This window comes from Pandoraea morbifera, assembly GCF_902459575.1.
Classification (GTDB): domain Bacteria; phylum Pseudomonadota; class Gammaproteobacteria; order Burkholderiales; family Burkholderiaceae; genus Pandoraea; species Pandoraea morbifera.
Genome location: NZ_CABPSD010000005.1, coordinates 199,326 through 214,395 on the forward strand (window position 1 = coordinate 199,326; position 15,070 = coordinate 214,395).

A 15,070-nucleotide genomic window follows, 5' to 3' on the forward strand; every position below is an offset into this window, starting at 1 on the left:
ACACACGAATCCAGCCATGCAACTCAAAGACCCCACCCTTTTCAAGACCCTTGCCTGGGTCGACGGCCAATGGATTGCCGCCGACAGCGGCAGGACGTTCGACGTGATCGATCCGGCCACGGGCGAAGTGCTGGCCAAGGTGCCTGAGCTCGGCGCGGAAGAAACCACGCGGGCCGTGGTGGCCGCCGAAGCCGCGCAGAAGGCGTGGGCGGTGCGCACCGGTAAGGAGCGCGCCGCCGTGCTGCGCCGCTGGTTCGACCTGATGATGGCGAACACCGAGGACCTGGCGTATCTGATGACGCGCGAACAGGGCAAGCCGCTCGCCGAAGCGCGGGGAGAAATCGCCTACGCGGCGAGCTTCATCGAGTGGTTTGCGGAAGAAGCCAAGCGTGTCGACGGCGACGTGCTCGCCACGCCCTCGGCCGACAAGCGCCTGGTCACGCTCAAGCAACCGGTCGGCGTTTGCGCGGCCATCACGCCTTGGAATTTCCCGGCGGCAATGATTACGCGCAAGGTGGCGCCGGCGCTGGCCGCCGGCTGCGCCATCGTGGTCAAGCCCTCGGAGCTCACACCGCTGTCGGCCTTTGCCCTGGCCGAGCTGGCGCAGCGCGCCGGCATCCCGGCGGGCGTATTCCAGGTCGTCACGGGCGACGCGCGCGCCGTGGGCGGAGTGCTCACCGCGCACCCCACGGTACGCAAGCTCTCGTTCACCGGTTCGACGGGCGTGGGCCGCCTGCTGATGGCGCAATGCGCGCCGACGGTGAAACGGCTGTCGCTGGAGCTGGGCGGCAACGCGCCGTTCATCGTGTTCGACGACGCCGATCTCGACGCGGCCGTCGAGGGCGCGATCGCCGCGAAGTACCGCAACGGCGGGCAGACTTGCGTGTGCGCGAACCGCTTCTATATCCAGGACGGCATCTATGACGCCTTCGCCGGGAAGTTTGCCGCGCGCGTGGCTGAGATGAAGGTCGGCAACGGTCTGGAAGACGGCGTGGTCATCGGTCCGCTCATCGAAGGCAAGGCGGTGGAGAAAGTCGTGACGCTGGTGGAAGACGCCAAGTCGCGCGGCGCCCGGGTACTCGTAGGCGGCAATGCGCATGCGCTGGGCGGCACGTACTACGCCCCGACCGTGATCGCCGATGCCACCTCGCAAATGCGCGTGGCACGCGAGGAGATTTTCGGGCCGGTCGCGCCGTTGTTCCGCTTTACTCGCGACGTCGATGCGATCGCACTCGCGAACGACACCGAATTCGGCCTCGCCGCGTATCTGTACACCCGCGACATCGCGCGCGCCTGGCGCACGGCCGAAGCGCTCGAGTACGGCATGGTCGGCCTGAACACGGGCCTGATCTCGAATGAAGTCGCGCCGTTCGGCGGCATCAAGCAATCCGGGGTGGGCCGCGAAGGCTCGCACTACGGCATCGAGGAATACCTCGAACTGAAGTACCTGTGCCTGCAAGTGTGATGTGTGGGGCCTGAGCGTTCTCACGCCGGGCCCGACACCGCACCGGGGCACCAGAACTCCGTCAATCCAAGAATCGACTGACAAGTCGCAATACCACCAAAGGAAACCCGTATGAAGCGCGTAATCCAGCGCGGCATGAAGCCGCTCGCCCTCGCACTGGCGGCTGGCGCCGCCATCGCCTCAGTTGCCACCACGGCGCATGCCGATGCCAAGCCGATCAGGATCGGTATCGTCACGTTTATGTCGGGCGCGGCGGCGGGCCCGTTCGGCGTGCCTGCCAAGAATGCCGCCGAAGTCACTGCCGCCGAGCTCAATGCCGGCAAGGTGCCCGCGCCTTACGCAACGAAGGGGTTCGGCGGTGCGCCGATCGAGCTCGTCTACATCGACGAAGCGGGCAGCACGAGCAAGCAGGTGAGCGAGTACCGCAACCTGCTGAATCAGGGCGTGGACTATGTGGTCGGATATACGTCGTCGGGCAATTGCCTGGCGATTGCCCCGGTCGCCGAGGAAATGAAGAAGGTCACGCTGTTCTTCGATTGCGGCACGCCGCGCGTGTTCGAAGACGCGAGCTTCAAGTATGTCTTCCGCCCGGTTGCCACCGCGACGATGGACAACGTGGGCGCGGCGCGTTACGTGGCTGAGCGCAAGCCGGATCTGCAAACGTACGCCGGCATCAACCAGAACTACGCCTGGGGCCAGGATGCCTGGGCCGACTTCGAGGGCACGCTGAAGGTGCTCAAGCCGAACGCGAAGGCCGTGAGCTCGCAAATGCCGCAACTCGGCGCAGGTCAATACAACGCCGGCATCTCGAGCCTGCTGGCCGCCCACCCGGACGTGCTGCACTCGAGCTTCTGGGGTGGCGATCTGGAGGGTCTGGTGGTGCAGGCCGGCCCGCGCGATCTGTTCAAGAAGTCGCTCACGGTGCTCACTGCCGGCGAGACGGCCACCCACGGCAAGACGCGCCTGCCGGACGGCGTGATCATCGGCGCACGCGGGATGTACGGCATGTTCGCGCCGGACAACGCGCTGAACCGCTGGCTGCGCGCCGCCTACAGCGCGAAGTTCAACGACACGCCGAGCTACCCGTCTTACAAGATGAACCAGAGCATTCTCGCGCTCAAGGCGGCCTATGAGAAGGCGCAGGCCGCGAATGGCGGCAAGCAGCCCACGCCGGAGCAGGTCATCGCGTCGTTCGAGCACCTCAGCTTCGATGCGCCGGCCGGCAAGATCGGTCTCACGCTGGGCAAGGGGCACCAGGCCGCTCAGGGCACCGCGTTCGGTGTCGTGAAGAACGTCAACGGCAAGGTCACGGTGACGGACGTGAAGCAGTACTCGATCGCGGAAGTGACCCCGCCCGAGGGCGTGAAGTCGGCCGACTGGATCAAGGGCGGCCTGAAGCGCTGAGCCGCGGGCACGTGGCCTTCGCCATGAGCACCCGACGTGCCATGGCGAGGGCGGCAAGTTCGGGAGGACCCCGCCTGTCCTCCGTGCACGAAAGCTGTCATCGACCTTGCGTCGAATCCGCAAAGCCGGTAGGGCGGACGGGGTTCCGCCCACCGCTTTGCGTTCCAAGGAGAATGCGAGATGTCGCAGATCTACGCCGTCCTGGTGGACGGGGTGATGTACGCCGCGTGGCTGTTCCTGGTTGCCCTGGGACTGACCCTCGTCTACGGCGTGCTCAAAATCTTGAACATGGCGCACGGCAGCCTGTACGCGCTCGGCGCGTATGCCGGCGTGACGCTGATCGGCCCGTGGGTTGCCCGTGGAGGCAATCTGTACGTGAGCTACCTGTTGCTCGTGCTGGCGGCCATCGTCGCGGGCGGGGCCATCGGTTTCATCATGGAGCGCGGCATCCTCAAGCGCTTCTACGGACAGGACCCGGTGGTATTGCTGCTCGTCACTTACGCGCTCTTCCTGATCATGGAAGACGCGATCAAGCTTGTGTGGGGCGTGGATCCGTACACGGTCTCGGAACCGTACAGCTTCCTTGGCAACTTCGACCTGGGCGATCTTTCGTACCCCAACTACAACTTCCTGATCGTGGGTGTGGCGCTCGTGGCCGGTGTGGGCCTGACGGCTTTCCTGAAGTTCACGCGCAGCGGTCGCTTGCTGCGCGCGGTGATTCACGATCGTGAGGTCAGCCAGGCAATGGGCATTCGCGTTAGCCGTTATTTCGTGGTCACGTTCATGGCCGGCGCAGTGCTGGCGGCCATCGGCGGCGCGTTGACGGCGCCGACGGTGTCGGTGGCGCCCGGCATGGGCGTCGAGATCGTGGTGCTCACGTTTGCCGTGGTCGTCATTGGCGGTCTGGGCTCGCTGCCGGGCGCGGCATTCGGCGCGCTACTCGTGGGGTTGGTGCGCGCGAGCGCGGTGCATTACTGGCCGCAAGGCGAGCTGTTCTCCATTTACATCGTCATGGCGCTGGTGCTGGCTGTGCGCCCGAAAGGCATCTTCGCTCCGCTGGAGGCTCGCAAGATATGAGTTCCGCAATCTGTTCTCAACTGCGCGCGCCCGGCACGTGGCTCGCGGTGATCGGCTTCGTCGTGATCGGTGCGGCGGGCCTTGCACTGCCGCAATGGCAGTTTCTGGTGTCGGTGGCCTTGTCCAAGGGGATCGTGGCGCTGGGTCTCGCGCTGTTGCTGCGCACGGGCCTGGCGTCGTTCGGGCAGGCGCTTTTCTTCGCGGTCGGGGCGTACTGTGTTGGCCTTGGCATGAACTATTACGGCCTCACGGAGTTGTTCGCGCTGCTCGCGATCTCGATGATCGTCTCGGCGTTGCTCGCACTGGTGCTCGGCTTCCTGCTCGCGCGCTATCGCGATATTTTCTTCGCGATGCTCACGCTGGCGCTGTCGATGATCTGCTACGGGCTGCTCCTCAATAACGTCGAGCTCGGCGGCAGCGACGGGTTCAACGTGAACGCGCCTACGCTGGGCAGCAGCGCCGAGCCGTGGCAGCTCACGGGCACGAACCTGTTCGCGGTGGGCTTCATCGCCGCGATCGTGTGCGTGATGGCGGTTGCCGTGTACATGCGCTCGACGCCGGGTCGGCTCGGTCCCGCGATCAAGGACAACGAGATCCGCGTGGAGTATCTGGGCACGTCGGCACGCGCGAACATTCATCTGACGTATGTGATCGCGGGGGCGCTGGCCGGTCTTGGCGGGGCGTTGCAGGCGTTCAACATCGGGCACATCGATCCGGACATGGCATTCTGGACGACCTCGGGCGAGTTCGTCTTCATTGCGGTGCTTTCCGGTACACGCTTTGCGTTCTCGCCGTTCATCGGCGCGCTGCTGCTGGAGGTGGCCCGCGCGATGGCATACCGTTTTGCGCCGAACACGTGGCAAATCGTGATGGGCGCGATCATGCTGGCGATCATCGCGTTCCTCCCGGGCGGGTTGACGAGCCTGGGGCTTGGGCGTCGCAAGGTGGCGGCCGGGCATCCGGTGACGCGCACGGCACAGACGAAGACGGCTGCGGCGTCGGGCGACGCCGCATAAGGGGCAGGAGATGGCATCGAATCACATCATTGAGGCCACGGGCCTGCACAAGACGTTCGGCAGCGTGACGCCGGCCAGGGACATCACGGTCAATATCGACGCGCAGAGCGTGGTCGGGCTGATCGGCACGAACGGTGCCGGCAAGACGACGTTCGTGAACATGCTCACCGGCTACATCAAGCCGGATCGCGGCGAGATCGTGTTCCGCGGCAAGCGCATCACGGGCCTGGCGCCGCGAAGGATCACGGGTCTGGGCATTGCCCGTTCGTTCCAGATTCCGCAGTTGTTCGGCTCGCAGACGGCGCGCGAGAACATCGAGATCGCGCTGGCGATCTCGGGGCTGCCGGCGGATCTGGCGAACGAGAGTCTGGCCCGACTGGGCGTACTGGAGTTTGCGGACATGGTCTCGGGCACGCTGCCGGAGGGGGTGCGCAAGCTGCTGGACATCGCACTCGCGATGGTTTGCAAGCCGGAGGTGCTGTTGCTCGACGAGCCGACGTCGGGCGTGGCGGCCGAAGAGAAGTTCGACGTGATGAACCGCGTGCTCGATGCCGCACGCGGACTGGGCATCACGGTGTTGTTCGTGGAGCACGACATGGAGATCGTGCGCCGCTACAGCGACCGCGTGCTGGCGTTTTGCGACGGACGCATTCTGGCCGACGGCACGCCGGATGTGGTGCTGGCCGACGCGCAGGTGCGCGAGTTGATCATTGGCGAGACGGTGGCCGCGGTGCCGGGCACCGCCGGGATGGCGAGCGAGGTGGCCCATGCTTGAAGTCGGAAATCTGAATGTGCGCTTCGGCGCGACGGACATTCTTCGCGGGGTGCAATTCTCGGTGCCGAAGGGCGCGATCGTCGGCCTGATTGGCCGCAACGGCGCGGGCAAGACGACGACGCTGCGCGCGATCATGGGGCTGGTGAAGGCGAACGGTGGCACGCTGACGTTCGACGGCGTGAATCTGGCGAAGGCGCCTTCGCACGAGCGCACGTCGCTCGGCATCGGCTACGCGCCGGAGGACCGCCGGCTGATTCCGGACATGACGGTGGAAGAGAACCTGTGCGTGCCGGCCTGGGCCCTGAAGGCCAAGGACGTGCAGGCGCGTCTGGACAAGGTGTATCGCATCATCCCCGAAGCCCGCGAATGGGCGCCGCGCCGCGCCTTGCAATTGTCGGGAGGCCAGCAGAAACTGGTGGCCGTCGGGCGCGCACTGATGACGAGTTCGCGCCTGCTGATGCTCGACGAACCGTTCGAAGGCGTGGCGCCCGCGCTGTCGAAACGCATCGCCGAAGTGATCGGCCAGATGCGCGGCGAAGGCCTCGCGGTGATTCTGTCGGGCGCGGATCTGCAGCATGCGGGCGCGGTGCTCGATGACGTCTACCGGATCGATCGCGGCCAGATGGTCGCGTAGCTTTCAACTCACAGGTTTCAAGAGGAAATCGATCATGAATGCATTTCGTTTCCAGACGGTCCCCACCGTCGTGGTGGAATTCGGTGCGGCCCGACGCCTGGGCGCACTGCTGCGCGAGCAGTTTCCGGCAGGCAGGCGTCTGTGCGTGGTCACGGACGGCTTTCTGCACAAGAGCGGTTTGCTGACCCCCGCACTCGCCGACCTGGCAAAGCACGACTGGCAGGTCTCGGTGATCGACGACGTGATCGCCGATCCGCCCGAACATGTCGTGCTCGAAGCCGCCGAACGCGCACGTGCGGCCGACGCGGAAATCGTCCTGGGCCTGGGCGGCGGTTCGTCGATGGACGTGGCGAAGCTGCTCGCCGTGCTGCTGCCAGGCACGCAGTCTATCCAGGAAATGTACGGCGTGAAGAAGGTGACGGGCTCGCGCCTACCCCTGGTGCAAATGCCCACGACAGCAGGCACCGGATCGGAAGTCACCGCCGTGTCGATCGTGACGACGGGCGAGACGACGAAGATGGGCGTAGTCGCCCCACAACTCTTCGCCGATCTGGCCATCCTCGACGCAGAACTCACACTCGGCCTGCCACGTGCCGCCACCGCAGCAACCGGCATCGACGCAATGGTCCACGCGATCGAGGCTTACACGTCCGCTCACCTGAAGAACCCAATCTCCGACATGCTCGCGGTCAAGGCGCTCGAACTGCTCTCGCGCAATCTGCTACCCGCCTGTCGCGACGGCGCCGATCGCCACGCCCGCGAAGCCATGCTCCTCGGCGCAATGTTCGCCGGTCAATCATTCGCCAACTCGCCCGTGGCCGCCGTGCACGCGCTCGCCTATCCCATCGGCGGTATCTTCCACGTGGCTCACGGCCTGTCGAACGCACTCGTGCTCTCGCACGTCATGCGCTTCAACGCGCCCGCCGCCAGCAAGCACTACGCCGAACTCGCCGACGTCATCCTCCCCTCACAAACCTCCGGCAGCGATGAGGCAAAATCGGAAGCCCTCATCCAACACATCGAATCGATGATCGTCGACACCGCCATCGCCCGCTCGCTTCGCGAAGTCGGCGTCAAGCAGGACGACCTCCCACGCATGGCCTCCGACGCCATGCGCCAAACCCGCCTGCTCGTCAATAACCCCCGCGAAGTCACCGAAGCAGACGCTCTCGCCATCTACAGCGCCGCTTTTTGACCCAGCTTTTCAGCTAACTCTTGTTGCATCCGCAGTACCGGCGAGTTCCTCTCCCCCCCCGGTACTGCCCGCCCCCCGACGGACCACGGCACCTTTCCGCCCCTCAGACATAAACCCAACTCGGTTCGAAAAGGCACCGCGGTCCGTCTTCCCCCTTCCTCCCCCCCAAAACCGCTGTCCCCCCCATTCCCCTCATCCCCTCTTCCCCTTTTTCCTCTCCCCCCTTTTTCCTCTCCCCTTCTCAATTCCCTCCGCGCGCCAATCGCCCCGCTACAATGTCGCTTCCTCTATCGTGTCACCTCCGGAAACCACGACATGAAGACATCCTTTCCCGATCCCACCGAAGCCGCCGCCCTCATCGACGCCCGCATCGCCGAACTGAACGACTGGCGCGGCACCACCCTCGCTCACCTCCGACAAATCATCACCCAAACCTCCCCCAACATCGTCGAGGAATGGAAATGGCGCGTCCCCGTCTGGTCCTGCAACGGCATCCTCTGCACCGGCGAAACCTATAAATCCTCCGTCAAATTGACCTTCCCCAAAGGCGCCTCCCTTCCCGACCCCTCCAGCCTCTTCAACGCCAGCCTCGAAGGCAAGACCCGCCGCGCCATCGATTTCCATCAAGGCGCACCCATCGACGCAAACGCACTCTCCGAACTCATTCGAGCCGCAATAAAGGCCAATCAATCCTGATCCCAATCAAAAAATTACCCCAAGCTGATCCGAAGCCACGACGGCGAATAACGACAGAAATTCCATTCCAAGAAAATCAGAAAATTCTCGAAACTTTTAATAAGCCACTTAAAATTCCCGGGGAATTTTTACCCAATTTTTATACATATCGTCCGCTGAGAACGTGCTTCCCGACATGGAGATGTCTCTTGGACTGCGCAACGAATATTCCGTAAGTCACTGATTACAATGGAATCGAAATAACAAAAAAATATCTTGAAAATCTAAATGTCTCGTTTTCCGAATTTTTCGATGCATTCGTTGAAATACCAAAATCCGGTTGATATTCTTCAGCGCATCGGAGCGAGCATTTCAGCTTTTTACATGTGACTAAAGTCACCCACTCCGGTACGTAGGCTTTGAATTCTTGCATTGTCACGGCATGCAACTTCGACGGCCTGCGTGAGCTTCACCATCAGTTGCAGTCATTCAATTTCGATTCCGACGCTTTCATCCTTCATCGGGGCTCCATGGCCGATATCGCCATGGCGAAGTCGTGCGCGCGTACGGAGCTGACGGAGCGGCGAAGCGCACCATGCCGCCCGGTGTCTTCAACGTCCCGCGCCTTCGGGAGGCATCATGCCCACTCTGATGCATTTGCTGGAAACGATTCGCGACGACTGCGGAGAGGTCAATGACGCGAACACGCTCTTTGCACGCGTGAACGCGTTCGCGCAGCGCATCGGTTTCGAGTATTGCTCTTACGGCTTTCGACATCCCCGCAGCGCCACCCAGTCGGAAGTCCGCGTGTTTGACAGCTACCCCGCCGGCTGGATGGCACGGTACGGCGAACGAGGCTATCTCTCGGTCGATCCGACGGTGTACGCCGGCACGCAATGCCAGTACCTCATCAAGTGGCGCGACCCCACGCTCCTCCCCGCCGACGCCTTCTGGCGCGACGCGCATGACTTCGGCCTGAAGCACGGTGTAGCCCGCTCCAGTTGGGGGCCACACGGCGAGTTCGGACTATTGAGCTTCGGACGAAGCCACGACGCGCTGAACGACGTGGAATTGAAGTCGCTTCGGGTCGGTGTCGGTGTGCTTGCGAACTACACGCACGAGTCGATGAGCCGGCTGCTGCGCCCACTCCATCCACCGTTCGATTTCGACTCGCTGTCTGCACGCGAACGCGAAGTTCTGCTTTGGACGGCCGAGGGGAAAACCGCCGACGAGATCGGCGATATCCTCGGCATCTCCACTCGCACGGTCAACTTTCACATCCGCAATTGCCTGGACAAGACGGGCTGCCGCAACAAGGTGCAAAGCGCGATTCGCCTGGTCATGTGGGGCTGACGCACTCGCTTGCCGTAGCCGGCGCCGGCAGGATGACCTCGGACACGTCGCACGGCGCCCCCCACGGCGCCGTGTGCGAAGCTTCGGGCGCCGCCCCCTTGAGACCGAGCGCCGTCAGCGTCTGTGCATCGATGTCGATGCGATAGGCAGCCACCCAACGCCCGTCGATGCGATAGGCCGCACCGAGTTTGTGTGTCGGCACCCCGATGCGCACGAACAAGCGTGCCAGGCTCACGAAAGTCACTCCGATCAGACGCCTCGCCCCAAGGGCCCGTGCCGTAAACACCGCAGCTCGCAGGAGTTCATGCGCCCCCTGGCTGGCTTCGCGCCCGGCACCGTTGAGCGCGTTCGGTTCCGGCTGGTCCCACGCGAATCGAGACAGCTCCCACACCGGCGTGTCAACGACGTGACTCGCGCAGCCGTAGTTCCCACCCGCCGACGCGTTTGTCGCTGCCTCGACGGCTTCGCCAACATCGACGGCGGCCCTGAGGTCGTCAACGAGGTGTCGGAAGTGGTCACCGAGCAAATACCGGTTCTTCGCCGGCAATAAACGCGCGCATCCCACAATGGCGTCTTCCCTGCCGCGCAATGTGACGTAGACGGTATCGTCATGATCGTATTCGTCGGACTCCTCGCCCTCGTTCGGTCGAGGACACGTAGGGGAGGCATGAAGATGCCAACCAAGTTTCTCGACGAACACCCTGTGGCGAAAGCGCGCAATCTCGGAACGCGTGGACGGGATCAGTTGGGCACCTCGCAGAACATCGACTCTCATCGCATACCTCCATGTAGATGGAGGCAGCGTATCCACGCGATTATTCAGCGAAAACTGTCAACGTTGACAGGTCAACGTTGCGCTCGCCAACAGGTTCTTCATTCATGGAGCGCTCATCGTCGGAGCGGTTCGGCAAGGGCGTCCACGGGCTCGCGCTCGCCCCCCCCCGGCATTGGGCGAGTGCACATGTCGACGTTGAACGGCAGACGAGACTCTCACGGTGGCCGTGACCAAGGACTGCCAATGTTGACAGTGTCGCCGTGGTGATCGAAGGCGCACACTTGGCGATCCCGGCCCCGTCCCCGCGCAACCGCTCAGGGAGTAACATGCTGCAACGCGATAGACGCCGAATCTCGTCATCAGAACGATCTGGGCACTGTCGCGCCCCCGTTCAACACTGCGCCAGAGTATCCCACGCTTTCGCGACGATTTATGGTCAAGTTTCTTATCGGTGACATCGCGGGTTTCGATACCGACACCTTCGCTCTCGTCTCGCGGCGAGACGATGCGCTGAGCGTATCGCTCGGTGCGACCGCGGGCCGCTGCCTCCAGGTGCTGCTGGAAGCCGACGGCGAGATTGTGACGAAGCGCACGCTGCTCGCCCAGGGTTGGGAGCAATACGGGGCCGTGGTCACGGACAACAACCTCAGTCAATCGATCGTTCGTATCCGTCGGGCGCTGCAACACCTTGGCGCAGACCCGGGATTGCTCGTAACGCTGCCTCGAATCGGCTACCGCCTGACGGGCGTGACGCGCGTGAGCCCTTTCGTCGAGGCCCCCCCTCCTCCGTCGATGACTGTCGAAAATGGCCGCTCAGATGCAATAACTCACTGGGAAAACACTCAAAGTGCACGCGATGCGAGTGAAACCTCTAGCTTCGAAAAACCACCTGCGTCCGCCGACGGGATCCGCACTGCCATGCGTGTCCCTGGCGGTTCGATTTGGCCGACGGTTGGCATCTGGGTCAGCGTGGCCGTGATCAGCGCTGTACTGGCCGCATGGACGATCCCGGCGCTGCGAGGCGACGTGCGCACGAACGCCAAGTCCGCGCAATGGACCCCGATCGACGCCACACCGGGCAACCGTGTTTTTGTGGCTCCCGATTATCGTGAGAACACGGATTTCGTGACGCAACGTCTCGCGCGGCTGGCGAGCACGCCCCCGGTCACGATCGGCGACGCGAGCGATCGCTATGTCTACATTAACGGCGCGGGCAACTTCGACGTGTTCAGCTACTTTTTGTGTCGCGAGCCAATCGGGCGTGCTGACTCCGATTGCCTTTCCTATCTGCTGATCGACCACGCGACGTGATGACCCGTATTGAATCCACTCCACCGCGACCTGCGCGTCGCCGCGTGTCCAGGCGAACGCTGTGGCTGGGCATCGCGGCCGCAGCCGTCTTGCCGTGGATTGCCGCGTGGTGGCTGATTCCGAATGGCCGTGTCGAATGGCAATGTCTGTCCACCATCGAATTCGACACGCGGACTTCCGACGGTACGCGAGTGCGGGTCTTCGGCACGATGGAGTCGAATTATCATCGCGACGGGACGGGGACGGCACGCTTTACCGGGCGGGTGCGACAGGGCGACGCGTTGCGCGTGGTGCACCGGGCGAGCGAGTTCGAGTACTTCGCGCTCAGGAACTGGTTGCGCGTGAAAACGCTTCGTGCGAGCCGGTTGCCGAACGACGACACCCCGGACGACGTCGCCTATCGATTCGTGTATCGCGGTTTTCAGCCGGGCCACATCGATTATTTTCAGGCGATGCGCGTGGGAGACGGCGCGAGCGTCGGCTACAACGATCAGCCGCGCGTGTATTGCGCGCCGGCGCCGAACGCCGGGCGCGCTCGCTAGAAGCTCAGCGCAGTCGGGCGGACGCCGCGTGCAGCGTATCAATGACGGTGTTCGCAAGCTCGTCGGGATCGACGGCGCTCACGTCCGATTCGGTCTGCAGCGGGGTGGACCGGCACTGCGGCGTCAGGCGCAGATACGGCGGCTCGGCCTTTGCGAAGAGCGTGACGCTGGGTGTCGGCGTGGTGTGTGCCACGTGCATCAGCCCGCCGTCGGCGCCTACGAACAGCGCCGCATTGGCGATCACGCGTTTCGCGTCCCGAAGCGTCAGCTGTCCGACGAAAGACGCCATCTTCAGGTGGACGAATTTCGCTTCCATGAGCATCCGGGCGGCATCGACCCCGTTGCCGGAACCCAACAGCACGACGCCGGCCGGCAGGCCCGGTTGATAAGCAATGTCGTAGGCCTGCAGGAATTCGCGCCAATGGGCGTAAGTGCGGCGCGGCTCGACACCGCCCATGGCCAGCACGATGAACGGGCGCGCGGGAAGTTGCCGCGCCACGCCTTCCGGCAGGTCGGACTCCTGACGCAGGTACGGCTTGGCACGCGCCAACAGGACATCCGGGCCGAACCCGAGCGAAAAGACTTCGTTGACGGCCGCCAGACTGAATTGCGTCTGATTGCGGTCGGGACCGTGGAAGAAGCGGAACAGGCAGGCGAACGGCAGCGACGGAAAGTGTTTGCGCTTCAGGCGCAGCGTCGGGTAGTTGAATTCCTGAAGCACCACGACATCGTAGTCGGCCGGATTCACTCGGGCGGGATCGTCGAAGACCTGACGGAAGATGTCGTCGCCCTCGAAGACGGCCTTCAGGCCCGGCGTGATGAGCAGGTCGATCGGGCCTTCGCGATCGCGCAGGAGTGCGCGCCCCGACAGGTCCATGACCGCGTCGCCGACCGAGGCCTTGCCGCCGTAGATCCACAACACCCGTGCGCTCGGCGCGACATGGCGCACCTCGCGTTTGGCCTGCCCGCTCAACGCGAGCCGCAGACGACGGTGAAGATACTTCTTGGCCACGGTAAGTGACGACGTCCGCTGCATGAAGACGTCGGGCTCGTGATAAACCCACGCATACGGAATGCGGGTGCTCGGCTCGGTGAGGGCGCCCAGTCGGCGGGCGATGAAGCGCTGCAATGGCATGGTCGAATCGGAAGCAGGTCGGCCGCGATGCCGGCACGCGCACCACGATGGGAGGCGCGATGCCGGCAGACGCATCAGGCGGCGGCGCAAGAGGGGGAGTATGCCACGTCCGCCCCGACATCAGGCAGGGTGCGCGGTGGTGTCTACACGACCTGAAAGTGATGCGTCCCATCGCGGCGCAGTTGCTCGACCAGGCCGAATTCCCAGTCGAGATACGCCTGCATGGCTGACGCTGCATTGTCGGTGCCCTCATAGGGACGGCGATAGCGATCGTCGCGCGGACTGGCCAGACGGGTCTGCCCCGATTCCAGCGCAAACCCGGCATGGATCCAAGCCTGCGTGCCGCCCTCGAGCACCACGATCTCGGCATCGGTCAGACGCCGCAGGTCGTCGGCCGCGAAACGCGCCAGCAGGCTGGAGCCGCAGGTGAGCACGTAGCGTTGCGCCGGCCCGACCTTGCGCAGCGCATCAACCAGACGCGCGCGAATGACGAACCAGGCCCCCGGAATATGGCGCTTGACGTAGTTCGCGCTCGACGTGAAATCGAGCACTTCGACCTGTCCCGGCTCGGCCTCGTCGAGCCACCGCGCAAGCAGCGACGGCGTGACAGTGGCAACATCGGGAGCGCTCGGGGTGTGCAGCGGCCAGCCGCCCTGCGCGTCTCGCTCGTGCGCGCCGTGCGGTTCGACGACGTATACGGTCCAACCCATCTGCGCGAGCCACGAGCCTGTCATGTCGGCACGCACGCCATCGTCGTCCGCAAGCACGATCCACGCGCCGCGTACCGGTGCGCAGTGGTCCGTCTCTTGCACGAGTTGCCCGCCCGGCGCGCTGGCGAAGTCCGGCAGATGGCCCGCTGCGTATTCCTCGGGCATGCGCACGTCGAAACGATAAATCGTCCGGCCCGGCACGCTCAGCGAAGGCACGTCCCGCAACGCGATACGTCGCACGCCGGCTCGATCCGCGACCGCCCGCGCACCTTCGCGCGCGACGGCCAACGTCGCCTCGCGCACCGACGTCGGGGCGCGGCGATCGGCCCCACGCTCGAGCGTCTGGCCTGCCAGCGTCCAGCCGATGGTGCCGTTGCGCAGTGCCGCGACCGGATTCGGCAGCCCCGCGTTCACGAGCGACTGCGTGCCGATGATGCTGCGCGTGCGCCCGGCGCAGTTCACGATCACGCGCGTGGCCGGATCCGGGGCAAGCTCGCGCACCCGCAGCACCAGTTCGGCGCCGGGCACGCTGGTCGAGCCGGGAATGTTCATCGTCTGGTATTCGTCGAAACGGCGCGCGTCGACAATTACCATGTCGGCTTTGGCATCGAGCAATCCCTGCACTTCCTGCGCCGACAGCGACGGCGTATGACGCACGCTCTCGACCCACTCGCCGAAGGCCTTGCTCGGCACGTTCACGTCGCGAAACACCTCGCCGCCCGCAGCGACCCAGCCGCCGAGCCCGCCCGCGAGCAAGTTGACGTCGGTGTAGCCGAGCTTGCGCAGCACGGCCGCCGCGCGCGGCGCGAGGTCGTCGCCTTCATGCTCTCCGTAGAGAACGATGCGCGTGTCGCGGCGCGGAATGCGCGCCCATGCCTCGATTTCCACTCGCGAGAGCGGCATGTTGGCCGCCCACAGCGGGTGAGACTGCGCGAACGGATCTTCCTCGCGCACATCCAGCAGTGCGATTTCGTCGCGGGCCATCAATGCGGCGCGCACATCG

Annotated in this window: 14 protein-coding genes; 11 read left to right on the forward strand and 3 right to left on the reverse strand. The window is 64.3% G+C overall.

What is annotated here, in order from left to right; genetic code table 11:
* Positions 1 to 16 precede the first annotated feature (16 nt).
* The 9 genes from PMO31116_RS10725 (at position 17) to PMO31116_RS10765 (ending at position 9,594) form a co-directional block, all read left to right on the forward strand.
* A complete protein-coding gene (locus tag PMO31116_RS10725; RefSeq protein WP_150566710.1) occupies positions 17 to 1,465 on the forward strand; it encodes an NAD-dependent succinate-semialdehyde dehydrogenase in 1,449 nt (482 codons plus the stop codon).
* A gap of 111 nt (positions 1,466 to 1,576) precedes the next feature.
* Positions 1,577 to 2,869, forward strand: a complete 1,293-nt coding sequence (locus PMO31116_RS10730; protein ID WP_246185242.1) for an ABC transporter substrate-binding protein — start codon at positions 1,577 to 1,579, stop codon at positions 2,867 to 2,869.
* 180 nt (positions 2,870 to 3,049) lie between these two features.
* Positions 3,050 to 3,946, forward strand: coding sequence for a branched-chain amino acid ABC transporter permease (locus PMO31116_RS10735; protein WP_023594982.1), 897 nt, complete (start codon positions 3,050 to 3,052; stop codon positions 3,944 to 3,946).
* The gene (locus PMO31116_RS10740; protein ID WP_150566711.1) at positions 3,943 to 4,962 is read left to right on the forward strand and encodes a branched-chain amino acid ABC transporter permease; all 1,020 of its coding nucleotides are present in this window, start codon (positions 3,943 to 3,945) and stop codon (positions 4,960 to 4,962) included. Before PMO31116_RS10735 ends, PMO31116_RS10740 begins: the two co-directional genes overlap by 4 nt.
* A gap of 10 nt (positions 4,963 to 4,972) precedes the next feature.
* A complete protein-coding gene (locus PMO31116_RS10745) occupies positions 4,973 to 5,737 on the forward strand; it encodes an ABC transporter ATP-binding protein (protein WP_150566712.1) in 765 nt (254 codons plus the stop codon).
* The gene (locus PMO31116_RS10750) at positions 5,730 to 6,371 is read left to right on the forward strand and encodes an ATP-binding cassette domain-containing protein (protein ID WP_150566713.1); all 642 of its coding nucleotides are present in this window, start codon (positions 5,730 to 5,732) and stop codon (positions 6,369 to 6,371) included. Before PMO31116_RS10745 ends, PMO31116_RS10750 begins: the two co-directional genes overlap by 8 nt.
* Before the next feature lie 34 nt (positions 6,372 to 6,405).
* The gene (locus tag PMO31116_RS10755) at positions 6,406 to 7,566 is read left to right on the forward strand and encodes an iron-containing alcohol dehydrogenase (protein ID WP_150566714.1); all 1,161 of its coding nucleotides are present in this window, start codon (positions 6,406 to 6,408) and stop codon (positions 7,564 to 7,566) included.
* 315 nt (positions 7,567 to 7,881) lie between these two features.
* Positions 7,882 to 8,262, forward strand: coding sequence for a DUF1801 domain-containing protein (locus PMO31116_RS10760; protein ID WP_150566715.1), 381 nt, complete (start codon positions 7,882 to 7,884; stop codon positions 8,260 to 8,262).
* A 618-nt stretch (positions 8,263 to 8,880) separates the two neighbouring features.
* Positions 8,881 to 9,594: an autoinducer binding domain-containing protein gene (locus PMO31116_RS10765; RefSeq protein WP_150566716.1), complete on the forward strand. Its 714-nt coding sequence runs from the start codon at positions 8,881 to 8,883 to the stop codon at positions 9,592 to 9,594.
* On the opposite strand, the gene PMO31116_RS10770 is transcribed toward PMO31116_RS10765, so the two are convergent.
* Positions 9,581 to 10,369 carry an acyl-homoserine-lactone synthase gene (locus PMO31116_RS10770; RefSeq protein ID WP_150566717.1) on the reverse strand — a complete coding sequence of 263 codons (789 nt, stop codon included), beginning with the start codon at positions 10,367 to 10,369 and terminating at the stop codon, positions 9,581 to 9,583. The genes PMO31116_RS10765 and PMO31116_RS10770 overlap by 14 nt on opposite strands.
* Positions 10,370 to 10,801: 432 nt before the next feature.
* Here PMO31116_RS10770 and PMO31116_RS10775 point away from each other — a divergent pair, with 432 nt between their 5' ends.
* Both PMO31116_RS10775 and PMO31116_RS10780 read left to right on the forward strand, forming a co-directional pair.
* Positions 10,802 to 11,680: a winged helix-turn-helix domain-containing protein gene (locus PMO31116_RS10775; protein WP_150566718.1), complete on the forward strand. Its 879-nt coding sequence runs from the start codon at positions 10,802 to 10,804 to the stop codon at positions 11,678 to 11,680.
* Positions 11,681 to 11,724: 44 nt separating this feature from the next.
* On the forward strand, positions 11,725 to 12,222 hold the full coding sequence (locus PMO31116_RS10780) for a hypothetical protein (protein ID WP_150566719.1): 498 nt from the start codon (positions 11,725 to 11,727) through the stop codon (positions 12,220 to 12,222).
* A 4-nt stretch (positions 12,223 to 12,226) separates the two neighbouring features.
* Here the strand turns inward: PMO31116_RS10780 and PMO31116_RS10785 are convergent, their stop codons facing one another.
* Together PMO31116_RS10785 and PMO31116_RS10790 are read right to left on the reverse strand one after the other, a co-directional pair.
* The gene (locus PMO31116_RS10785; protein ID WP_174971148.1) at positions 12,227 to 13,357 is read right to left on the reverse strand and encodes a glycosyltransferase family 9 protein; all 1,131 of its coding nucleotides are present in this window, start codon (positions 13,355 to 13,357) and stop codon (positions 12,227 to 12,229) included.
* Positions 13,358 to 13,500: 143 nt separating this feature from the next.
* Positions 13,501 to 15,051 carry a rhodanese-related sulfurtransferase gene (locus PMO31116_RS10790; RefSeq protein ID WP_174971194.1) on the reverse strand — a complete coding sequence of 517 codons (1,551 nt, stop codon included), beginning with the start codon at positions 15,049 to 15,051 and terminating at the stop codon, positions 13,501 to 13,503.
* Positions 15,052 to 15,070: the final 19 nt, after the last annotated feature.